The 20,835-nt window shown below is 62.2% G+C and carries 25 protein-coding genes; 11 read left to right on the forward strand and 14 right to left on the reverse strand.

Annotated features, from left to right (window positions below):
* Positions 1 to 5: 5 nt before the first annotated feature.
* Positions 6 to 842, forward strand: a complete 837-nt coding sequence (locus tag AB4Z13_RS31965; protein WP_442207720.1) for a DUF3883 domain-containing protein — start codon at positions 6 to 8, stop codon at positions 840 to 842.
* 178 nt (positions 843 to 1,020) lie between these two features.
* The gene (locus AB4Z13_RS31970) at positions 1,021 to 2,802 is read left to right on the forward strand and encodes a PAS domain S-box protein (protein ID WP_442207721.1); all 1,782 of its coding nucleotides are present in this window, start codon (positions 1,021 to 1,023) and stop codon (positions 2,800 to 2,802) included.
* A 422-nt stretch (positions 2,803 to 3,224) separates the two neighbouring features.
* Here the strand turns inward: AB4Z13_RS31970 and AB4Z13_RS31975 are convergent, their stop codons facing one another.
* The 3 genes from AB4Z13_RS31975 to AB4Z13_RS31985 all read right to left on the reverse strand — a co-directional run bounded on the left by AB4Z13_RS31975 (position 3,225) and on the right by AB4Z13_RS31985 (position 4,759).
* Complete coding sequence (locus AB4Z13_RS31975; RefSeq protein ID WP_442207722.1) at positions 3,225 to 3,650, reverse strand: pyridoxamine 5'-phosphate oxidase family protein; 426 nt, start codon at positions 3,648 to 3,650, stop codon at positions 3,225 to 3,227.
* A 61-nt stretch (positions 3,651 to 3,711) separates the two neighbouring features.
* Positions 3,712 to 3,918 (reverse strand): hypothetical protein, encoded by a 207-nt coding sequence (locus AB4Z13_RS31980; protein ID WP_442207723.1) that lies wholly within the window; start codon positions 3,916 to 3,918, stop codon positions 3,712 to 3,714.
* 307 nt (positions 3,919 to 4,225) lie between these two features.
* Positions 4,226 to 4,759, reverse strand: coding sequence for a DUF1269 domain-containing protein (locus AB4Z13_RS31985; RefSeq protein WP_113325352.1), 534 nt, complete (start codon positions 4,757 to 4,759; stop codon positions 4,226 to 4,228).
* 224 nt (positions 4,760 to 4,983) lie between these two features.
* Here AB4Z13_RS31985 and AB4Z13_RS31990 point away from each other — a divergent pair, with 224 nt between their 5' ends.
* The gene (locus tag AB4Z13_RS31990) at positions 4,984 to 5,781 is read left to right on the forward strand and encodes an ATP-grasp domain-containing protein (protein ID WP_442207724.1); all 798 of its coding nucleotides are present in this window, start codon (positions 4,984 to 4,986) and stop codon (positions 5,779 to 5,781) included.
* 7 nt (positions 5,782 to 5,788) lie between these two features.
* Here AB4Z13_RS31990 and AB4Z13_RS31995 read toward each other — a convergent pair whose 3' ends face one another.
* Positions 5,789 to 6,127, reverse strand: coding sequence for a YciI family protein (locus AB4Z13_RS31995; RefSeq protein ID WP_113325353.1), 339 nt, complete (start codon positions 6,125 to 6,127; stop codon positions 5,789 to 5,791).
* A gap of 193 nt (positions 6,128 to 6,320) precedes the next feature.
* On the opposite strand from AB4Z13_RS31995, the gene AB4Z13_RS32000 reads away from it, so the two are divergent.
* From AB4Z13_RS32000 to AB4Z13_RS32020, 5 genes are all read left to right on the forward strand, one after another.
* Positions 6,321 to 6,953, forward strand: coding sequence for a CatB-related O-acetyltransferase (locus tag AB4Z13_RS32000; RefSeq protein WP_310386587.1), 633 nt, complete (start codon positions 6,321 to 6,323; stop codon positions 6,951 to 6,953).
* 199 nt (positions 6,954 to 7,152) lie between these two features.
* A complete protein-coding gene (locus tag AB4Z13_RS32005) occupies positions 7,153 to 10,014 on the forward strand; it encodes a PAS domain-containing protein (RefSeq protein ID WP_442207725.1) in 2,862 nt (953 codons plus the stop codon).
* Positions 10,015 to 10,193: 179 nt separating this feature from the next.
* The gene (locus AB4Z13_RS32010; RefSeq protein WP_113325354.1) at positions 10,194 to 10,436 is read left to right on the forward strand and encodes a DUF1902 domain-containing protein; all 243 of its coding nucleotides are present in this window, start codon (positions 10,194 to 10,196) and stop codon (positions 10,434 to 10,436) included.
* A gap of 4 nt (positions 10,437 to 10,440) precedes the next feature.
* Positions 10,441 to 10,635 (forward strand): type II toxin-antitoxin system HicA family toxin, encoded by a 195-nt coding sequence (locus tag AB4Z13_RS32015; RefSeq protein ID WP_113015249.1) that lies wholly within the window; start codon positions 10,441 to 10,443, stop codon positions 10,633 to 10,635.
* Between the two features lie 143 nt (positions 10,636 to 10,778).
* The gene (locus tag AB4Z13_RS32020; RefSeq protein WP_113325369.1) at positions 10,779 to 11,429 is read left to right on the forward strand and encodes a hypothetical protein; all 651 of its coding nucleotides are present in this window, start codon (positions 10,779 to 10,781) and stop codon (positions 11,427 to 11,429) included.
* A gap of 15 nt (positions 11,430 to 11,444) precedes the next feature.
* On the opposite strand, the gene AB4Z13_RS32025 is transcribed toward AB4Z13_RS32020, so the two are convergent.
* From AB4Z13_RS32025 to AB4Z13_RS32040, 4 genes are all read right to left on the reverse strand, one after another.
* The gene (locus AB4Z13_RS32025; protein WP_439015642.1) at positions 11,445 to 12,254 is read right to left on the reverse strand and encodes a transglutaminase-like domain-containing protein; all 810 of its coding nucleotides are present in this window, start codon (positions 12,252 to 12,254) and stop codon (positions 11,445 to 11,447) included.
* A gap of 65 nt (positions 12,255 to 12,319) precedes the next feature.
* On the reverse strand, positions 12,320 to 13,219 hold the full coding sequence (locus AB4Z13_RS32030; protein WP_439015641.1) for a transglutaminase family protein: 900 nt from the start codon (positions 13,217 to 13,219) through the stop codon (positions 12,320 to 12,322).
* A gap of 76 nt (positions 13,220 to 13,295) precedes the next feature.
* The gene (locus AB4Z13_RS32035) at positions 13,296 to 13,541 is read right to left on the reverse strand and encodes a hypothetical protein (protein ID WP_007826392.1); all 246 of its coding nucleotides are present in this window, start codon (positions 13,539 to 13,541) and stop codon (positions 13,296 to 13,298) included.
* A 310-nt stretch (positions 13,542 to 13,851) separates the two neighbouring features.
* Complete coding sequence (locus AB4Z13_RS32040; RefSeq protein WP_007826389.1) at positions 13,852 to 13,992, reverse strand: hypothetical protein; 141 nt, start codon at positions 13,990 to 13,992, stop codon at positions 13,852 to 13,854.
* A 180-nt stretch (positions 13,993 to 14,172) separates the two neighbouring features.
* Between AB4Z13_RS32040 and AB4Z13_RS32045 the strand changes: the two genes are divergently transcribed.
* Together AB4Z13_RS32045 and AB4Z13_RS32050 are read left to right on the forward strand one after the other, a co-directional pair.
* Positions 14,173 to 14,373, forward strand: coding sequence for a hypothetical protein (locus tag AB4Z13_RS32045; RefSeq protein ID WP_439015640.1), 201 nt, complete (start codon positions 14,173 to 14,175; stop codon positions 14,371 to 14,373).
* A gap of 243 nt (positions 14,374 to 14,616) precedes the next feature.
* Complete coding sequence (locus AB4Z13_RS32050; protein ID WP_439015639.1) at positions 14,617 to 15,240, forward strand: LysE family translocator; 624 nt, start codon at positions 14,617 to 14,619, stop codon at positions 15,238 to 15,240.
* A 39-nt stretch (positions 15,241 to 15,279) separates the two neighbouring features.
* On the opposite strand, the gene AB4Z13_RS32055 is transcribed toward AB4Z13_RS32050, so the two are convergent.
* On the reverse strand, positions 15,280 to 15,669 hold the full coding sequence (locus tag AB4Z13_RS32055) for a limonene-1,2-epoxide hydrolase family protein (protein ID WP_113325360.1): 390 nt from the start codon (positions 15,667 to 15,669) through the stop codon (positions 15,280 to 15,282).
* Between the two features lie 12 nt (positions 15,670 to 15,681).
* Positions 15,682 to 16,281: an NADPH-dependent F420 reductase gene (locus tag AB4Z13_RS32060; RefSeq protein ID WP_442207726.1), complete on the reverse strand. Its 600-nt coding sequence runs from the start codon at positions 16,279 to 16,281 to the stop codon at positions 15,682 to 15,684.
* A gap of 122 nt (positions 16,282 to 16,403) precedes the next feature.
* Between AB4Z13_RS32060 and AB4Z13_RS32065 the strand changes: the two genes are divergently transcribed.
* The gene (locus AB4Z13_RS32065; protein WP_442207727.1) at positions 16,404 to 17,333 is read left to right on the forward strand and encodes a LysR substrate-binding domain-containing protein; all 930 of its coding nucleotides are present in this window, start codon (positions 16,404 to 16,406) and stop codon (positions 17,331 to 17,333) included.
* On the opposite strand, the gene AB4Z13_RS32070 is transcribed toward AB4Z13_RS32065, so the two are convergent.
* The 4 genes from AB4Z13_RS32070 to AB4Z13_RS32085 form a co-directional block, all read right to left on the reverse strand.
* Positions 17,294 to 17,608 carry a hypothetical protein gene (locus AB4Z13_RS32070; RefSeq protein WP_442207728.1) on the reverse strand — a complete coding sequence of 105 codons (315 nt, stop codon included), beginning with the start codon at positions 17,606 to 17,608 and terminating at the stop codon, positions 17,294 to 17,296. The genes AB4Z13_RS32065 and AB4Z13_RS32070 overlap by 40 nt on opposite strands.
* Before the next feature lie 160 nt (positions 17,609 to 17,768).
* Entirely contained in the window at positions 17,769 to 18,995 is a 1,227-nt protein-coding gene (locus AB4Z13_RS32075) for an HlyD family secretion protein (RefSeq protein WP_113325364.1), read from the reverse strand.
* A gap of 2 nt (positions 18,996 to 18,997) precedes the next feature.
* Positions 18,998 to 19,723, reverse strand: a complete 726-nt coding sequence (locus AB4Z13_RS32080; RefSeq protein ID WP_442207729.1) for a hypothetical protein — start codon at positions 19,721 to 19,723, stop codon at positions 18,998 to 19,000.
* Positions 19,724 to 19,911: 188 nt separating this feature from the next.
* Positions 19,912 to 20,835: catalase-related domain-containing protein (locus AB4Z13_RS32085; RefSeq protein WP_442207730.1), on the reverse strand; the 924-nt coding region annotated here is incomplete at its 5' end.

The following is a 20,835-nucleotide window of genomic DNA, read 5'->3' on the forward strand; positions in this document are numbered from 1 at the left end:
GGGGCATGATGGCGGACGGCCCCTGGAGTGACGAAGAGAATGCGCTGATCGTTGCGGATTATTTCGCAATGCTTGCCGACGACCTTGCCGGTCGGCCTTATAATAAGGCCGAGCACAACAGGCAGCTCCAGGCGCGGATCGGCCGGACGCGAACATCAATCGAATTCAAGCACCAGAATATCAGCGCCGTGCTGAAGGGGCTCGGCGAGAACTGGATCAATGGTTACAAGCCGGCCTTCAATTTTCAGATGTCGCTCGTGGATGCCGTGGTGCGCTGGTTTTCGCAGAATGACGGCTGGTTGAGGCTGGCTCTCGGCGGACAGGCGCTATCCGGGCTGCGTGAGCAAACTGCACTCTGGGTCGGGCCGCCGCCGACGCTTTCCAACGAGGCTCCGCCGCAAGAGCTGGAGCAAATGCAATTCATCGCCCGCAAGTTCGATGTCGCCGGCCGCGATGAGCGCAATCGCAGTCTCGGCCGAGCCGGCGAGGAGCGGGTGCTGGCGCATGAGCGTGCGATGCTGACCAGCGCCGGCCGTGACGATCTCGCCCGCAAGATCCGCTGGATATCAGAAGAAGATGGCGATGGTGCCGGCTTCGACATTGCCAGCTTCGAGCCGGATGGACGGTCGCGCCGTATCGAGGTGAAGACGACGAATGGCTGGGAGCGCACGCCCTTCCACATCAGCCGCAACGAGCTTTCAGCTGCGGAGGAATGGCGCAGCGAATGGTGCCTTTTCCGCCTCTGGAATTTCTCGCGTGATGCCAAGGCCTTCGAGCTGCGCCCACCGCTGGAGGCGCATGTCTCGCTGACGGCGATGTCGTTTCAGGCAAGCTTCCTCTGAACTGCCGCTGACGCATTCCGCGCTCAATGACCTCCCTTGGAAATAGCCCGCCCAGCGCTAATTCATGGTGCAGGAATGGCCGGTCATCATGTGCGGGCGATCGCGGCTGTCGATGCATCTGCGTTCAGTCATGCGCGGGCGGCTGATGGGGATAGGAGCGGCGTTGAAGGCGGGTTGGATGGACATTGAGTCAAATGGCTCCGTTCGGGCGGGAATGGCGGAGAGTGATAGTGAACATCCCTACCGGGCTCTCTTCGATTCCATCGATGACGGATTCTGCACCATAAAGGTGCTGTTCGATGACGAGGGCGGCGTGCGGGACTATCGTTTCCTGCTTACCAACCCTGCCTTCGAGCGACAGACGGGGCTGACCCAGGCCGACGGACGGACGATGCGGGAGCTTGCGCCCGATCACGAGGAATTCTGGTTCGACATTTACGGCCAGGTTGCGCTGACGGGCGAGCCCGTTCGTTTTGCGCATCAGGCCGATGCGCTCGGCGGACGCTGGTACGAGGTCCATGCTTTCCGCATCGGCGTGGTCGAAGAGCGGCAGGTCGCCATCATCTTCCGCGATATCAGGGACAAGAAGCAGGCGGAAGCGGCGCTGCGCGAAAGCGAGGTGCAATATCGAGCGCTGTTCGATTCCATCGACGAGGGCGCCTGCATCATCGAGCGGCTGCCTGTCGGCGCCGATGGGCTGCGCGACTATCGCTATATCGCCATGAACAAGGCGATGCAGGCGATGTTCGGCATCGCCGATCTCAGCGGCCGCACGATCCGCGAATTCTTCCCCGACGAGGTGGAGGACTGGTACGACGATTACGACCGGGTGCTGACGACGGGCGAGCCCGTCCGCTTCGTGCGGGAATCCGAGCCGCAGGAGATGGTGCTGGAAATGTTCGTCTCGCGCATCAGCGAGAAACCACCGCGGGTGCTTGCCGTGATGCAGGATATCACCAAGCGCAAGCGGGCGGAGGAGGCGCTTCGGCGCAGCGAGGAGCGTTCACGCGCGCTCGTCAATGCCAGCTCCGATGTCGTCTTCCGCATGAGCCCGGACTGGCAGGAGATGCGCCAGCTTGATGGCCGCGGCTCCCTCTCCGATGTCGAGGGGCCGACGGTGCGCTGGATGGACGATCATCTTTTTCCCGAGGATCTGCCGCAGATCCGCATGGCGATTGCCCACGCCATCCGCGAGCGGCGGCCCTTCGAGCTGGAACACCGCGTGCGCCGGGCCGATGGCGAAGTGGGCTGGACCTTCTCGCGTGCCATTCCGGTCTTCGATGCCAGGGGCGAGATTGCCGAATGGTTCGGCATGGCCGCCGACGTGACCGAGCGGGTGCACGCCCGCCAGCGCCAGCAGATGCTGAACCACGAGCTCGGCCACAGGCTGAAGAATGTTCTGAGCCTCGTGCAATCGATCGCCAACCAGACCTTTCGCCAGGCCGACAATCTCGCGGAAGCTGCCGAGACCTACAGCTCGCGCCTCGTCTCGCTCGGGCGCGCGACCGATATCCTGACGGAGACCGCCTGGGCGGATGCGAGTCTGCACAGCCTCGCCCAGGCCGGGCTGATCTCTGTCGGCGATTTCAGCGAGCGCATCCGCATCTCCGGCCCCGATCTCGACCTTGCGCCCCAACAGGCCCTGATGCTGACGCTGACGCTGCACGAGCTTGCGACGAACAGTTTGAAATACGGCGCGCTGAGCCTTGAGACGGGGTTGGTGGAGCTGACGTGGGGCGTGAAGAAGGATGCCGCTGGTGAAGGGCAGTTCACGCTGGAATGGCGGGAAAGCGGCGGGCCGGAGATCAGTGCGCCCAAACGCGAGGGGTTCGGGACGCGGATGATCGGGCGGTTGCTGCCGGCTTCGTTTCAGGGGAAGGCGGAGCTGAGTTATGAGGCGGCGGGGTTTGAGTTTATGTTGGAGGCGCCGTTGGGGGAGGTGATTAAGGTTAGGCGGTGAGGGGCTACTGATCCAGCTATGATCGAGCGCTCTAGAATCGAGAGATGTGACGGCGGCGGCATTGTACTGTGTCGTCAAACCGTCAGGGTCGATTGTCAGAGCGCGGACGATCCACGAAGTGGCTCGCTTAGCGTTGCCCAGAAGCGCAAGCGCTACTGCACCGCGCGACAGCGGCGCAGGGTTCTTGGGCTGAAGTGTGGCGATGCGCTCGGCCCTTTCGAACGCCAGTCTGGCCCAACGCATTCGTTCGGGGTCATCGCGAATGGTCATCCCGACGACGAAACACGTCGCCCGAGCCCGTGATTCGCGAGCGTTGGGAGCGCCCACATTTGTCTTGATGATCGGGTTTGCTGAGCCTCCGCGATCCTCTAGGTTATCTTGCCCTCAAGGCCTCGGACGGCGGCCCGAAGCCGTTGCGCCTGTCAGAATTGAATCACGATCAACTCGGGAGGCTCCTTGTTGAAGTCGGAATATCGAATCCACCGCGGCGTCGCTTTGAATAACACGGCCCCTCTCTCGATGAACTCCCTGTCGGCCGGAAGGCTGTTGAGATAAGCTTCCTGGTATCGTTCGATATCCGCGGCAGGAACCCTTGTTGCCTCACCCTCGTATTGAACCGTGATATTGTCGTTCCATCCGACTACGAACGCGACGCCGGGACGCTCCGCGAGATTGTCGAACTTTCGCGTGTCCTTGAAAGTGCTGAACACGATCTCAAGATTGTCGCGCACCGAGAGGTCGATCGTAGCAGCCTCCGGCGTTCCGTTGCGGTGGCATGTCGCAATGACCGCCAAGGTGTGCCTCCTCAGGAATTCAAGGATCATGCGTTTCGTATGATCTTCGTCCATTGCCTCATCCTCAGTGAGTATTCTCGGTTTTTGTGCAGTACCATTCGACAGCCCGCCGGCCTCAGCGGAGTTTGGCCGCCAGCGCCGCGAGCTTGCGAGATAGGCGTTCACCACCCGACCCAGCCATTGATGCGTCCGTTCTAATCTCGTGCGATGCGTTGATAAGGGCGACATGAGTGCTCAAGTCGTGATCTTGGATAATCATGCCGTCATGCGTGGCAACAAAAGCAGCTTCGTCTACCAGATACTCCGGAACCTTGCGTGGCATCTCTATTTTGCTCCCGACAGTACACCCTAACCGCGGTTGATTTTCGCTGCTAGTTTTAGATTTTGAGTGCCTTGGTTGTGAAACTCAACCTGACTGGTCGTGCCCCACGCGCCATCAATTGCCGGCGCTGTTGTTGTGGCGGTCGGTTTTCCGGTGACTGCTGGGATTGATTCCGACGGTGGCTGCGTGCCCCTCGCGGTCACCTGCGTAACGGCGCTTGTCGTAACGCGGTCAGCATAGCTGCGATTGGCGATTGTGCTGCCGGGCGTGAGGTTTGCGCCCGGCACTTTCGTTTTGTGATGACAGTTCAGGCCGCAGGCGTCGCGACCGCTGGCTCCGAAGCCAACGCCTTGCGCAATTGCTCTTCTTGCTCCGGCGAGAGCGAGGAGCGCAGGATGGTGGCATGTTCGCCCTTGAATTCGGCCAGCACCTTTTCGGGCTGCACCTTGCGGAGCAGCAGGAAGAGGGCAGAGCTGTTGACGGGGATGGTGTCGGCGAGTTTCTTGATGAGGTCGTCGTCGATGCCGTAATCGGTCATCGATCCCGCGAGCGCGCCGGAGCCTGCGCCGAAGGCGCCGCCGAGGACCATGCCGGCGAGGGGATTGAGGAAGAGCAGGCCGACGAGCGAGCCCCAGAGCGCGCCGGAGAGGCCGCCGCTTGCAGCACCGGCGGCCGTGAGATTGACGCTCTGCTTGAGGCGCACCTTGCCGGCGGGGTCGCGCACGGCGATAACGGCATCTTCGAGATCGACGAGATATTCCTTCTCAAGCTGGACGAGCCGATTGAGCACGGCATCCGCCTTGTCGGCGGTATCGAAACCAAGCACCACGAGTTCTGACATGGCTTTCCCTCCTGTTGGACCACAGATGCGGCAGATAGGCGCTGGCGGCGCTCTGTCCATAAGGCGGCCGCCATTTGATGGGGCTACCACTCGCATGTGAGAGGGCGATGAAGGGTGGGGCCGGTGCGCGCAATGCGAATAATGCCGATCCGTAGCGATGACCCTGTTGCGATGCCGCGGCTGCTCCGTCAAAAAAGCTTCCGGTGACAAAGGGTGGCAACAGGATGCAGTGGCTTCTTCAGGAGTTCGACGATACCAGAAAGCTGGCCCAGGCGCTCGGCCGGCTCGACATCCCCTATACATGGCACAAGGTCGTTCCTTTCGTTGGGGAATTGATCCCCGAGCCTGCCGTTGCCGATGCTGAAAATGTGGTCATGTTCGGCGCCTACTCGCTGTGGCGGTATGCCGAGGCGAAAGGTTACTGGCCGGGCGTTTTCAAGCTGCGCCCCTTCGTTCAGGAACAGGCATGGCATCCTTACCTTCTCAACGGAGCCGATGCGCTGTTCATGCCCCTCCGCGATGTGCCCGAGCGTCTGGCTGATGACGGGAGGGAATGGTTCCTGCGCCCGGTTGATGACAGCAAGGAGGAGCCCGGCAATGTGAAATCGACAGGCGAGATCATCCGTGTGGCGGAAAGGGTGCTCGTGCTTGACGAAGATGAGATCCCTGATGGATCGCTTCGTCACGACACGCTGCTGATGCTCACAAAACCCGTTCGCATCCTGCGCGAATGGCGTATCTGGGCCGTGAACGGGCGGGTCGTCACCTATTCGCTCTACAAGGATGGCTCGCGTGTCATCCACCGCCACGAGATCGATGATGACGTGCTTGATTTCGCTCAGCGCATGGTCGACATCAATCCCGGCTATTCGCGAGCCTATGTCATCGATATCTGCCGCACCGAAGAAGGGCTGAAGCTCCTCGAGACGAACTGTGTCAACGCCGCCGGGTTCTACTCGGCGGATCTCGGGAAGCTTGCCGCGGCGATCGATGGTCTCGTGCGCCTCGGGTCGTCCCGATAAGCCGGCATCAGTTGAAGCCGCGCACCTCGACCGGCGCGCGGCAGGCGATGGCGGCCTTGCGGCCCCAGGCGAGCGCCTCGTCCATATCGGCCGCTTCCAGCACCCAGAAGCCGCCGATGTGCTCCTTGGTTTCGAGGTACGGCCCGTCGGTGACGAGCAGCTTGCCGTCGGGCTGCGCGCGCACCGACATTGCCTTGCTGACCGGGTTGAGGCCGCCGACGAAGAGCCTGACGCCGGCGGCCACCATCTCTTCGTTCAACACGTCGATATCGCGCATCGTCGCATCGTCTTCCTTGCAGGGGGCGTAATCGTCGGGGAGGTGGATGGCGACGAGATATTGGGGCATCGGCTTCTCCTTTGATGTCAGGCTGGCCGGCTGGCCTGGCTTCATTCTACAGACGAATGGGCGGAGCGGAATTCGACAGGTCGTTGGAGAGATTTTGGATCCTGCGGGCGGATCGGCTATAGGGAATTCTGCTTCCGGATTCCGCCCGGCGGCGGCGCCCGCTGCCGCCAAACCCCTGCGCAAAGGTCTTCTCATGCCGCTTCTCGATGCGAATTTAGCCTTTCCCGTCACCCATCCCGATGGCAGGGTTTCGAAGACGACGATGTACCTGAAGAATGTCATCGATCATCCGCGCATGGAGATCGGCGATTACAGCTACTTCACGCATTACGGAAAGCTGGAGGAGACGGCCGAGATCCTCGCACCCTATCTGGGGCGGGGTTGCCGGGAGCGGCTGGTGATCGGCAAGTTCGTGCAGATTGCCCGCGGCAGCTATTTCATCACCAGTTCGGCCAATCACCCGATGGGCGGCATCACCACCTATCCGTTCCGCATCTTCAAGCCGGAGACCTTCGGCTACAAGGATCTGCCGGTGAAGGATACGGTTGTCGAGCACGATGTCTGGATCGGCCACGACGCTGTCATCATGCCGGGTGTCACGATCGGCGCGGGCGCGATTGTCGCCGCCGCCTCGGTCGTCACCCGCGATGTGCCGCCCTATGCTGTGGTCGGCGGCAATCCGGCACATATCATCCGCATGCGCTATCCTGTCGAGGTCATCAGCGAGATCCTCGACCTTGCCTGGTGGGACTGGCCGATCGACAAGATCGAAGCTAATCTGCCGGCGCTGGAGAGCGGCGATCTCGCGGCGCTGAAGCGGGCCTGAACGGCCAGGCGATGCCTGCGACCGCCGGCGCCCTTCCAATTGTCCTCGGCGAGATTATCCTCGACACAGACGGAATGTTGCAATCTTCTGACATGATGGGATCAGGTCGAACCATGCTTTCATGCGGCCGGACGCCAATGGCCGATAGCGGCCACGTCGCCAATCGTTTTCAACCCGCGCCCGATGGCGGGATGCGCGCATGCTGATGCCGGATCTATACCGCCGGCACCTGGCACTTGCCGTCGTCGCCTGCCTCGTCGGCATAGCCGTGTCCTGGCTGAGCATGACGCCTTTCGGCCTGCTCGGTCCCGTTGCCGCTGCTTTTCTTTGTGCGCGCGGCGTTGCTGCGAGGCTCACCTATGCCGTCCTGGCGGTGGCCATGCTTGGCGCGCTGCTGGCGGCGCTGCTCGATGCCGGAATGCGCGAACCTGCTTTGTCATGGGCGGCTTTCTTTGCGCTTTCGCTGTCTCTCGGCCCGCTCGTTTCGGTCAACGCGCCTGAAAGGGCCGATGCCGATGCCGTGCGGGCGGCCAAATCGGTCGAGCGGCTCACCGGCGTTGCCTGGGCCACTGATGCCTCGGGCGCTTTCCTCTACGTGACCCCCAGTGTGCTTGCCTCTCTCGGTCTCGGCCTTGAAGACTTCAATGCACCTGACGACGACAAGGAATTCGGCTGGAAGCGGGCGATCCACCCTGACGATTATGAGGTTGCCGCGGCCCTGTGGCTGCGCTGCCTGCAGACGGGCGAGCATTACAGCGTGGATAGCCGCATGCTGCGCCCGACTGGCGGCTACGGCTGGACGCGCAGCACGGGGCAGCCGCTGCGCGACGGCAATGGCGTCATCACCGGATGGTACGGCACCGTCATCGATGCCGAGAGCGCGCCCCTTGCCGGCGGGATGGCGGCTGGTGGTTCTCCGGCCGATATGGCAGAGGTTCATCCGCATGACAGGGCGACGGTGGAGCAGGCGCGTGCGCGGGCTTTCTTCCATGGCATTCCCCAGGTCAGCAGCTACCGGAAGCTTCAGCCCGACGGAAGCTACCGGTGGGTGGAGTTTCGAGTGGAGCCGAAATATGGCACCAGTGTCGATGTCGATCCGGCCGTCGCGCGGCAGGATGAGCGGTGGACGACGGCGAGTTCTCTGGGCGAGACCGGGGAAGCGGTGCGCGCCGCACTTGCCATCGAGAACCTCTATGGCGGCGCCTGGGCAATGGATGCATCGGGACAATTCACCTATGCAACGCCGACCGCACAGACCTCGATCGCCATGGTGCTCGAAGACCTGAACCTGCTTCTCGACGGCAAGCTCTTCATCGAGGGCGGACGGCAGGGCTGGCAGCGCGGCGTGCATCCCGATGACAGCAAAGAGGCCGGCGAGACGCTGCGCCATGCGCTGCGGACCGGCGAGCACTGGAATTTCGAATACCGGGTTCTGCGCGCCAATGGCGCCTATGTCTGGCACCGGGCGGCGGCGCGGCCGACGCGCGACGGGCAGGGGCGCATCACCGGATGGTATGGCGTGACTGTCGATATCGACGCCTACAAGCGCACGGAGGCAGCACTTCGCGAACGCGAGCGGCAGCTGCAACAGCTCATCGATACCGTGCCGGCTCTGATCTGGAGCGCGACGGCGGAGGGACGGCCGATCTATGTCAACAAGCCTTTCACCGAGGTGACGGGTGCCACCCTGGAGGAGATGATCGGGCCTGACGGACTGCCCTCGCTCAGCGTCATCCATGCAGATGACCGGGAGGCGGCGCGCCGGGCGATACTGCATTCCTTCACCACCGGGGAATCCTATTTCGTGCGATACCGTCAGGCCCGCGCCGATGGCGGCTATCGCTGGACCGAGACGCGGGCGGAACCGCTGAGGGACGAGGCCGGGGTCATCCTGCGATGGTACGGCGTCAGCTCCGACATCCACGACCTCGTCACCACCCAGGAAGCCTTGCGCGAGAGCGAGCGCTTCCTGCGGCAGCTGGTGGAAACCCTGCCGGCAATGATCGACTGCGCCGACCCTGATGGAGAGCCGGTCTTCCGCAGCCAGCGGCTGCGCGAATTTCTCGGCTACGATCTCGAACAGCTGGACGGGACTGGCAAATCCCGGCTTGCCGGCACGCTGGATGCCGGCATCCATCCCGATGATCTGGCCGGGGTGAAGGAGAAATACGCCCATTCGCTGGCAACGGGCGAACCCTATGCCCGCAGGCATCGCCTCAGACGTTTCGATGGCGAATATCGCTGGGTGGAAACGCGCGCAGCACCGATGCGCGATGCCGAAGGCGCGATCGTGCAGTGGAACGTCGTCTGCCTCGATATCGACGGCGAGGTGCGGGCGCAGGAGAAGCTGCTCTCGGCGCAGGAGAGCCTGGCGCGGGCGAGCCAAGCGGCCAGCCTCGCGGAGCTCTCGGCCTCGATCGCGCATGAGGTCAATCAGCCGCTCTCGGCGGTGATGAGTTCTTCAGACGCCTGCCGGCGCTGGCTGATGGCGGAACCGCCGAATATCGAGCGGGCGCAGAAAACGCTGGAGCGCATCATCGTCAGCGCGCATTCGGCAAGCGATGTCGTCACGCGCGTGCGCGCCCTGTTCAAACGCGCCGAGGACAAGAGGGATTGCGTCACACTCGGCCGTGTCATCACCGAGGCGGGCGATCTGTTGGCCGAAGAGGCCATCAGGCGCGGCGTCCGCGTCGATATCGACGGCGAGGATGTTGTGCTCGGCATTGCGTTCGACCGGGTGCAGATCCAGCAGGTTGTCATCAACCTCATGCGCAACGGCATGGATGCGATGGCCGATGTTGCCGATGACAGGGTGCTTGAAGTGAGCGTGCACAGGGCGGACGGCATGATGCGCATCGAAGTCAGCGACCGGGGCGCGGGCATTGAATTTCCCGACAAGATATTCGAGCCGTTCTTTTCGACGAAAGAGCAGGGCATGGGCATGGGGCTCGCCATCTGCCGCTCGATCGTCGAGGCGCATGGCGGACAGCTGTGGGCGGAAAAGAACGAGCCGCGCGGGACGAGGTTCATCTTCACGCTGCCGGATGAGGTGGTGGCGTGAGGGGGGTGCATTCACGTGTTTTGAGCGAAGAAGAGGGGCTACAAAACCTGACCGCAAGAGTCGCTCCACTAAAAATTCACTTTCTTTCCGCTACATATGTACACTATGACACCTAGCGGGCCACATTGACGGCGCGCGAAGGTGTTGGACAATCATGTCCGATTTGGAGAACTCATCGTATGAAGCACGTATCGATCGTTGTGCGCGCGGAGTGGGATGAAGAGGCGGCCGTCTGGATCGCCAGCAGTAACGACATCGACGGGCTGGCCGTTGAGGCCAATAGTCTGGAAGCTCTTGAGCCCAAGGTGATCGCTGCCATAACGGATCTTTTCGAGCTGAACGGGTTTACGTCCGATCTGCCGGAAATCCCTGTTCATATCATGGCCGAGCAGCTCGTTCGCATCCCCAATCCCAGCTACTGACCGCATGGCTGGCTATCTCAAGGAACTCAAAGAGTTACTGTCGAAAGCCGGCTGCACATATGTTCGGCCGGGAAAAGGCGACCATGAAATCTGGTTCAGTCCGATTTCAAATCGCCATTTCACGGTCGATCATGGTGTCAAGTCCCGCCACACTGCCAATGAGACGCTGAAGCAAGCGGGTCTTCCGAAAGCGTTTTAAAGCCAGACGAAGTGGCAGCGGTCTGAGGCGTGCCGCTTGCCCCGGGCGAACCTTCGTTGAGCAAACCTTCGTTGGATAGCGGGGCGGTGCGCGCGGATCTATTCCTCTGATTGCTTCCAGCATCAGAAGAAGGCTTTGGCATCATGAACACGACAGAGACACGGATGCTTGCGGGCGTCTCGGTTCCGAGTACTGCCATCATCGATCGGGCGATGGACTATGCGCGCACGGACTGCGAACCCTATCTCTTCAATCACGTCATGCGATCCTGGCTGTTTGCGGTCCGGATCGGGCAGTTGCGGGGGATCGAGCACGATGGCGAAGTCGTGGCACTCGGCACGCTGTTGCATGACATCACCCTCAACGAGCGCTTTGCGGGGCCGCGCCGGTTCGAAGTGGAGGCAGCGGATCTGGCGCGCGGCTTTGCCGTCGATGCCGGGCTCGACCGGCGCCGCGCCCAGATGATCTGGGATGCCGTCGCGCTGAACTCGACGCCTTCGATCGGTCTCTACAAGGAGGCCGAGATTGCGCTTTGTACGACCGGCATTTGCCTCGATGTCGTCGGCTTCCAGTACAGCCTCATTCCGGCGGCCGAGATGAAGGCGATCGTCGCGGAATTTCCCCGGCTCGGCATGAAGAAGAAGATGACCGGCTGCTTCTGCCATATCGCCAGGACGCGGCCCGAAACGACCTATGACAATTTCGTGCGGGATTTCGGCGAACGTCTCGTGCCCGGCTATGCGGTGGCGACATCGTCGGTCGATCTCATTGCGCAGGCGCCTTTTGAGGAGTGAGGGGAGCAAGCCACCTCAAACCGGCATCTCATCCGTAATCACCTCGAAGCGCTTGAGGATCGCGGGGCCGAAGGCCGTCGACATGGCGACGTCGGTGGCGTCACGGCCGGTGGCCATCAGGATACGGCCGATGCGCGGCGCATTATGGCGGGCGTCGACCGTGTACCAGCGGCCGCTGAGATAGACCTCGAACCAGGCGCTGAAATCCATCGGGTTCGGATCCTTGGGCACGCCGATATCGCCGAGATAGCCGGTGCAATAGCGCGCCGGGATGTTCATGCAGCGGCAGAGCGTGACGGCGAGATGGGCGAAGTCACGGCACACACCTGTGCGGTCGGTAAAGCCGCCGAAGGCGGTGCGCAGCGGGTCGGCCTTCTGGTAGTCGAAGGCGATGCGCTTGTGGGTGAAATCGAGGATCGCCTGGACGCGCGGCCAGCCGAGCGGTGTTTTGAAAAAGGTCTTCCAGGCGAAATCGGCGAGACGGTCGGTATCGCAATAGCGGCTGCCGAGCAGATAGACGAGCACATCGTCGGGCAGATCGTTGATGTTGTGCTGGAGCGCACCTTCGGGAACGGGATCCGGCAGGCCGCTGTCATAGATTTCGAATTCGGTGGAAATGGTCGTCAGGCCCGGCGGTGCGACGATACGGGTGCAGGCATTGCCGAACGTATCGGTGTAGCCCCAGGCCTCGATCGGCCGGTCGAAGCTCAGCACCTGTTCCGTCAGGAGATCCACCCTGCGGGACGGGTGGATGTTGAGGACCAGCAGCATGGGCGTTTCATGCTCGCATTCATAGCCGATGTGGAAGCCTGCACGTATCTTCATGGGGCGTGGTCCTTTGAAACAGCGTTTGTCCTGCAGGCGAATGCATCAGCGGGCCAGGCGTTCCGTCACCTGGCCTTTGCGGTATCGAATTCCTGTTCCGTGGTGACGTTGACCTGCACCTTCATGCTGTCGAAATCCCGCGATCCGCCGTCATAGCTGCCCGACAGCGGCACGGCCTGGCGCGGGTCGCGGGCCACGCCGACGCGGATCAGGTCGCGGTTTCCGACGATGCCGTTTGTGGGATCGAACTCTACCCAGCCCGCACCCGGCAGATAGACCTGGCACCAGGCATGCGTCGAGCCGCCGCCAAGTGTGATGGAGCCATCGCGATCGGCGACATAGACATAGCCGGTGACGAAGCGGGCGGCGAAACCGAGGGAGCGGGTCGCCTCCATCATCAGCAGCGCAAAATCGCGGCAGGTGCCGCTGCGCAGCCGAAGCGTGTCGCGCGGCGCCTGCGTGCCGTGCTCGAAGCGCCTGACATAGGTGAAGCTCTCATGGATCGCGTAGCAGAGCGTCATCAGGATATGGCCGGTGCGCGCCTGATGGCTCAAGGGCACGAATTGCCGCGCCCATCTGCCGACTTCGTCATCGGGATCGGGATAGTGCCTGACGATGGTGCGCTCAAGATCGATCGCCTCGTCCTCGTCATAGGCGAAGGGAAAGCTCAGCGCCTTGCGGTCGATCTCCAGATCGAGCGGAACCTGCGCCGTATGCTCGAGACGGATGACGGTTTCGAAGCGCAGTTCGGCGGAGGCGGCTGTGATATCAACGAGTGCGATGCAATTGCCGAAGACATCGTGGATCCAGCGCACGGATGCCGGCCCCGGAGAGACATCGAGGCTGCAGCTCAGAAGCGTTTGGTCGAAGCTGTCGCGGGGGCGGAACATCAGCCGGTGCTGTCCGAAATACACCGGCCTTTTGTAATGGTAGGATGTGATGTGGCGGACGGAGAAAATCGTCATCCTGCCTCCCTATTTTCACGACGCGGCACTGACCATGGGGAAACATGACCGCGGTGAAAATATCCGCGGGCGCCCGTCACTTCTCTCTGCGCGAAAGCGGATAGGCGGGCGCATCGTAAAGCATGCGGATCTGCTTTTCGTCGAAGCGGGCTTCATTCACTTCCAGCACACAGCCGCGCAATTGCGGGCCGGGCAGGTCTTCCATGGCAAAACGCACCGCTTCCGCGGCTGTTTCGAAGCGCTTATAGCGGGGGCCTCGGGAGCTGCGCAATGTCTTGCCGGTGTAAAGCCCGGCTTCGATCATATAGTCGAATTCTGCCACTTCATGGTCCTTGCTCGTTCCTGATATGGCCGAGCCATCCGGGTATCAGAGTCTTCCTGGGTCGACGGTTTCAGGATGAAACAGCGGGGAGGGTCGACCGCGTTATCGCGCGTTGGCGGCGTTCATCCTGCCGTTGTTCGCGCTGTCTCTGCTGCAGTCGCTTGCGTACATCCTGGAGCTTTCCGGCGTCGGAGGCTTTTTCGGGTTGCGGCGGACGGAAGAGATTTTCCGCTGCACGTTTGTCTGTGGTCATATTGCTATCCTTGACGATGGGCGGGACAGCCGAGCGGCCGTCGCGCCGGAGCGGGCGTTATTTCTTCTTGTCGCTGCCCGTGGTGCTGCTTGCCATCTTGACCTGCGTGCCGGGTGCGGCGGCAGGTGCAGCGGTGGCAGAGCGGTCTTTCTTCGGTTTTCGGACTTCGCGGTTGCTGCGGACTTGGCCTTTCGCCATGGTTTCCTCCTTGTGTGGGATGCGGGACAGATCAGGTATTGCGACCTGCCGCCGGCTGGCGGCGCGGTCGCTGCAGCATCAAAGGGGCAGGGGCCCGATGCCGGGACGCTCGTCCTGAGAGGCTGCCGATGTGGAAAGACGCGATTGCCCCTGGGGTTGCCTTGGGGAATACCGAGATGAATGAATGCGCAGCGCATTTGTTCCCCGGCCGGCCTGCGGCCCACGGCTGAAATCGGGAAAAGCCACGAAACTGCTGGCGGATTCGAAACGATCGCTCTGCTGTTCGCCGGCGGCATCTTCGGCACGATTGAGAATGCCGAGCGCTACATTCTCGCGGTAGGCAAATGCGCCGGTTCGGATGAGATTGCGCGACAGACTTGACGGATAAAAATCGGAAGACATCGTGTCCTCCTTTCGTTGGGGCCAGGGCTAACGCCCGAACCGGCAGCGCCCTTGAAGTGGCTGCCAGCAATTGGAATCCTGCGCTTATTCGCTGCGCGGCGCAAGGCGTTTTTCGCGGGATAGGGATCGCGGCAGCTGTCGCGGCGTAAACTTTTCGAATATTGCACCGGCGGCCGAAGCCGTTAATTTGAACGCGGGTATTTCAAGCAACGGAAATCGAAGATGAGTATCGCTGTTTTGACGACTTATGTTCTTGTCGTGCTCGGGCTGATGGTGATTCCCGGGCCGGCGACACTGCTGGTTCTCGCCCGATCGGTGAGCGGCGGCCGGCGGGCTGGTATCGCAACGGGGCTTGGCATTGCGGCCGGCGATCTCATTCATGCCACCATGGCGACCTTCGGCCTTTCGGCCCTGCTTGCGACTTCGGCGCTCGCCTTCGAGGTGGTCAAATATATCGGCGTAGCCTATCTCATCTATCTCGGATACCGCGCCTTCATCGAAAAGTCCGGCAATCTCGATATGACGGCGGCACCCGAGATCAGCCCCGGCAAGGCCTTCCGGCAGGGGATATTCACGGAAATCCTGAACCCGAAGACGGCACTGTTCTTCCTCGCCTTCCTGCCGCAGTTCATCCATCCCGAAAGCGGTTCGGTGATCGGGCAATTCGCGCTGCTCGGCATCATCTTCGTGGCGTTCAGCATCGGCGTGACCTCGGCGCTCGCGATCGGCGCCGGCTCGGTGCGCGGCTGGCTGAACAGGAACCGGACGATCGGCCGCTGGCAGGGAAAGGTGATCGGCTCGATCTATATGGCACTTGGCGTGCGGCTGGCGTTTCAGCAGCAGTGAGTGGCGCCCCGGCCACTGATATGCCCGGGGTTTGAGTTGCTACCGCTTTATCGCAGCCAGCTGCCGCTCGAAACTACCGAGATCGAAATAGTCGCGCCAGAGCGTGATCTTGCCGTTCTCCACCGTGATCGTGCCCATGACAGGAAGGGTGATCCGGCCGCCGCTTTCATGGGTGAAGATATCGATGCGCTCGTTCAGCACGACATTGCCGGAGATGGCGATTTCCGTGACCTGCCAGTCCACATTGAAGGCAGTGCCGATGCCGAAATCGGCGTGGAATTTGCGGACGTTTTCGCGGCCGGTGATATCGGGCAGGGGTACGTTGTCGTAGAGAACGTCGTCGGCGAGCATGGCGAGTGCCTCCTCGATGCGGTTGGCACTCCAGTGAGCGAAGAAGGTTTTTGCGGTTTCTATCGGGGTCGGGGACATCTCCGTTCTCCTTCAGCCGAACTTGACGAAGTTGACTGCCGGTAGCGGGCCACCGGGGAATTGCGTCAGGCTGCCGCCAACCTTGAGCGTGCCGAGATCGATGCCGGCGAAGCCGAGGCGGGTGATCAGGGCGCCGACTTCGGCCTTCGCCTTGATATCATCTCCGGAATAGAAGAGCACGCGGTTGCCGCCTTCGGCTTTGGGATCGGCGGAGACGAGATTGGCAAAGAGGTGGTTGAAGGCCTTGACGAGACGGGCGCCGGGCACGAGGCCGGCGACGATTTCGCTCGACAGCTTGCTGCCGAGTTCGGCCGGCTTGAAGAGGGGTGCCTCGATCGGGTTGTTGGCATCGATGACGATACGGCCGGCCCAATCCGGCAGGCCGGCAAGGGCGGAAGGCAGCTTCGACCAGGGCACGGCGATGAGGACGATATCGGCCTTTGCCGCCTCTTCGATGGTGCCGGCGGTGATGTGAGGGGCGAGTTCGGCGGTGAGTTCGGCCAGGGTTTCAGGACCGCGGCTATTGGCGATGGTGGCGGAGATGCCGTTGCGGGCGAGAGCGCGGGCGAAGGCGGAGCCGATATTGCCGGCGCCGATGATACCGATGGACATGGCAAGTTTCCTTTCTGGATGTCGTGTTGGTTTCGATGGAGCCAATATCGCGATGTCATTCCCCTTTGATTAGACGGTAGTGGGTGGTATCACTTTCAAGTCTTTGTTGAAGGTGATCGACGATGGAAAGCCTGGCGAACCTGGAATCTTTCGTGCGCAGCGCCGAGCTTGGCGGCTTTTCGGCGGCGGCGCGGCGCCTCGGGCTGACACCGGCGGCGGTCAGCCGCAATGTGGCGGCACTCGAAGCCAATCTGAAGCTCCGGCTCTTTCATCGCAGCACACGCAGCCTGACGTTGACGGAGGCGGGCGAGCGCTTTCTCATCGCCATGCGCGACCATCTCGAGGGGCTGCAGGGGGCGATTGCCGAAATCTCCAACGAGCAGGCGGAGCCGGCAGGCGTGCTGAAGGTCAGCCTGCCGCCGGGTTTAGGCACGGGCTATATCCTGCCGATGCTGCCTGATTTCATGAAACGCTATCCGCTGGTGCGGCCGGAATGGATGTTCGAGAACCGGCAGGTGGATCTGATCGGGGAGGGTTACGATGCGGCAATCGGCGGCGGCTTCGAGCTTGCCTCGGGCGTGGTGGCGCGGCCGCTTGCGCCGGCCCATCTCGTCGCGGTGGCGTCACCCGCCTATATGAAGGGCCGCGTGCCGCCGGTCGATCCGGCCGGGCTTGCGGGGCTCGATGGAATCGTCATGAAATCGATCAATACCGGGCGCATTCCGCAACGGCAGATGCGTAACGCTGCGGGAGAGGAGCAGCCTGTCGATCTCACGCCAAGGATCGTCGTGAACGACCCCGCCGCCATGCGCGCTGCGGCCCTTCTCGGGCTCGGCGTGACGCTGCTTTCCAAGCCCGATGCGCTTGCCCATCTCGACAGCGGCGAACTGATCCGGCTCGTTTCCTCCTGGTATGTCGATATCGGGCCGATCTCGATCTATTACGCCAACAGGAGGCTGCTGGCGCTCAAGACGCGGGTGTTCATCGATTTCGTCATCGAGGGTTTTCAGCGTCAGCGGTGGCCCGAGCGTTTTGCCGGCAGCTTGGGTTGATCCTGCTTGTCGGGCTGGTAGCCGAGCACGAAGGCGATGACCTTCTCGGACGACATTTCGCAGGGCTTCAGCGTGCTGCCGCTTGCCTCCAGGAGATAGAGGTTGAAGCTGACGATATCGCCGCCGGCGAGATCCTCGGCATAGAGCCAGATGCGCTTGCCATCCGGCGAGCGCTTGACGGTCGCGCCCCAGCGGCCGGCTTCGAAGCTGCCTTTGCTGCAGCCCTCGGGGATAAGGGCAAGGGCACGGGTGAAGGCATCGTCTGCGGAGCGCACGGGTGTCTCTCGTGAGGGGGGTGCCCCATAAGTGGCTGGACGGGTAGCAGTCAGCAAGGCCGGAGGCGTCCGGCCTTTGCTTATATTGCCAACGGCAGGTATCGGGGACAGGCCGAGTATGTCGAAAGAGGCGTTGGCGGAGCAAGGCTACCGCCTCGCCTCAATGCCCCGTCAGCACCAGCGTCTGCACCGGCAGCAGCAGGGCCTGTATGCGCAGGATCATGGCGTGGACCACGCCGACCGTATCGATGACATGCAGGCCTATCCATTTAAACGTGCCGATATTGGGGTCGGCCAGCGCAGCGTGGTTGTTGGTATAGGCGTTGGCGATGCAGCTGCTGCCGGGCGGCAGGTCATCCAGGCCGCCGGCGAACAGGGGCTGCAGGAAGACGGTCAGGGTGCCGGGCTTTGCCAGTTGCGCAACATCGACGAGTTGGTCGGTGGGGCGCAGCTGGCCGGCGGCGATCACATCCTGCACCTCGGTGACGACGAGCGGGATGATGGTGAAGGGTTTGCCGACACAGGTGGCTTCTGCCACCATGCCTGGCCTCATCACCTGCGCCTCGATCTGGCCGAAGCCGGCAATCAGCGTGCCGCGGCCGGCTTCTTCAGGTACGAGGATGCCGGCCGGGCGTAACATGGTGTTCAGCACATCGCCCTTGCGCAGCGTGAACTGCTGGACGGTGCCGGCGACGCCAGCCTTGACGAATGTCTTGTCGAGCTCCACCTGCGCCTGCGCGAGTGCTGCCTGCGCACTTGCCTTCTGCGCCGGCAGAAGAATGTTGAGCTTGGTTTGCAGCGTCTCCTTGTTGGCATAGGCGGCGCTGACCATGCCGCGCTGGCTTTCCACGGTATTGGTGAGCCGGTCCACCTCGCGGCGGGCAACCGCATCGTTCTTCAAAAGCTGGGTCTTCATTTGCAGTTCGTCGATCGAGACCTGCAGGGCGCCTTCGGCCTGCCGGATCATGCCGTCGGCGCTGGCAAGCTCGCTCTCGGCCACCTTGGTTTCGGCCTCGACTTCGGCGATCTGCTTGTGCGCCACGTCGACGGCTGCCTTCTGGGTGGAATCGTCGAGGCGGAAGAGTGGCGCGCCGGCCGCGACCTTCTGGTTGACGCCGACATAGACCTCGTCGACCCGGCCCATGGATTCCGGCAATATGGTGACGGTGCGGAAGACGGCGGTGACGCTCTGCGTCGAGGGGTGGAAATAGAAGATCATCGTGATCAGCGAGATGGTGAGCAGCAGGCAGGCTGATATGCCCCAGCGCAGCTCGTACCACATGCTGTAAAGGGTGATCTCGCGGCCGATGCGCTTGCCTTGGACATAGCGCCGATAGAGATAATCGGGGAGGATGGTCAGCATCGAGCAAAGGGTCAGTTCGAGCATGGTCAGATACTCCCTTCGCGCGGGCCGGTCTTTGTCGCCCCCTGGGCGGGCTGTGCGCTCGTCTGGCCGGGCGGCTGCTGATGGGCGGCGGCAGGCATGGGGGCAATCGGGGCGCTTGCGTGTGGGGCTGCAGTGACTGGAGCTGTGGTGACAGGAGCAGCGGTAACTGCGCCGGCTGGCACATTGGCGACTGGCACAGTGGCGCCCGGAACACCGGAGGCCGGCACGCTGGAGGCCGGCACACTGGCGACCGGCACGTCATCGTCGACCTTTGCGGGATCGCGGCCGGAGAGCCTGAGCAGTGACCGGGCCATCGAATAGAGCGGGGTCGAAAAGTCGGGAATGCGGATGAAGGCGAGCAGCAGGCCGAGGATCCAGTAGATGTGGTTGTGGGTAAAGAGCGAGATCAGCGCCAGAACCGCGACGATTTCCATCTGCACTTTATTCGTCTGATGCGCGATGCGCTCAGGCACGGCATGGAGCTGGAAGTAGAGATTGCCGATGACGAGAACCATCACCAGGATCAGCACGATGACGATGACGAAGAGGTAGTCGGTCTGCCCCGGCGCGGTAATGAAGCCGGGCACATGGTCGGTCAGCGCGGCGTGGTAGGGTTGCGTCGCGGCCTCATCGGCTGCTGACGCTGACTGCGCGGCCAGAAATGCTGCCGCAACGGCCGCGGGCAGGTGGCGCGGATGTTGCGTTGTCCTGTTTAATCGGTCTCTCATGCCTGACTTCCCCCCGCATGGCATTTTAGTGTGGGCTGAAGTTTAGGCGCTTTGCGTGCAACACGAAAGTACGCAACAGTAATATCGGCGTAAATACACGCCGTCGGCCTTTCGGATAAGGCTTTCGGTTGAGAGGGCTGAAAGCAGGAGAGACGGTGCCGCGGGCAGGGGGCCGCGGCACGCATGCGTTAGTGGATCTTGACGGAAGGTTCTCGCGCCCAGACCCGTAATTTTCCAAGTTCAGCGACAAATGCCTTGATGTCCTTGGCCGAGCCGAGTTCCACTGTGCCTTCGTCGAGATCCTCGATACCTGCCTTCTTCATGAGGGCCAGGACAGGTGTTGCGTAGCCGATGAACTTGCAATGGGCGAAGGCATCGGCAACGAAATCGCGCGCGGCGGATTCCTTCAGCAGGTCGGGCATTACTGCTTCCGCGGCGAGAATGGCGACCGCGTCATAGAGAACGGATGGTCCGCCATCGATCATCTGCTGGGCTTCAAGGAACGAACCGTCCGACAGGGTGACGCCACCGATCTTGGGGGCAATGATTTCGACCACGCCCTTTTCGCCGGTGATTGCGCCGGTGATAGCCCCAACGAGAGCGGCATCCGATCCATCCGTCACCAGCAATCCGAGTTTGCGGCCCTCGAACCGTTTGGGCCCGCGCTCGATGATGCTGAGGGCGGCCGAAGGCTCCAGATCCTGACGGGTTGGCATGGCCGCGTCAGCCGGTTTTGGCATGTCGGCAATCCCGAGCGCGGCTGCCACCTTCGCCGCCAGCGTTTCGTCGATATTGAGCAGATGGGCGACCATCCGCTCACGGATGACGGGGTTTTCGACCTTGCTGAGTTCAAAGGTGAGGGCGGCGGCGATATGGCGCTGCTCGGGCGGCGTCTGGCTGATAAAGAACTGGCGCGCCTGGCTGTAATGGTCGGCAAAGCTTTCGGGACGCAGGCGCACCTTCTGGCCCGCTTCCTCGGCTTCGAAGGTGCGGAAACCCCTGGCGGGCGATTCCCGCGGGCCTTGGCCCGAGGAATTCGGCTCGTAATTTGTCCGGCCGACGGGATTGCGCATCGCCATGTGCCCGTCCTGCTGGAAATGGTTGAAGGGACA

Origin of the sequence: Rhizobium sp. YAF28, from assembly GCF_052113285.1 — a bacterium.
Taxonomy (GTDB): Bacteria; Pseudomonadota; Alphaproteobacteria; order Rhizobiales; family Rhizobiaceae; genus Rhizobium.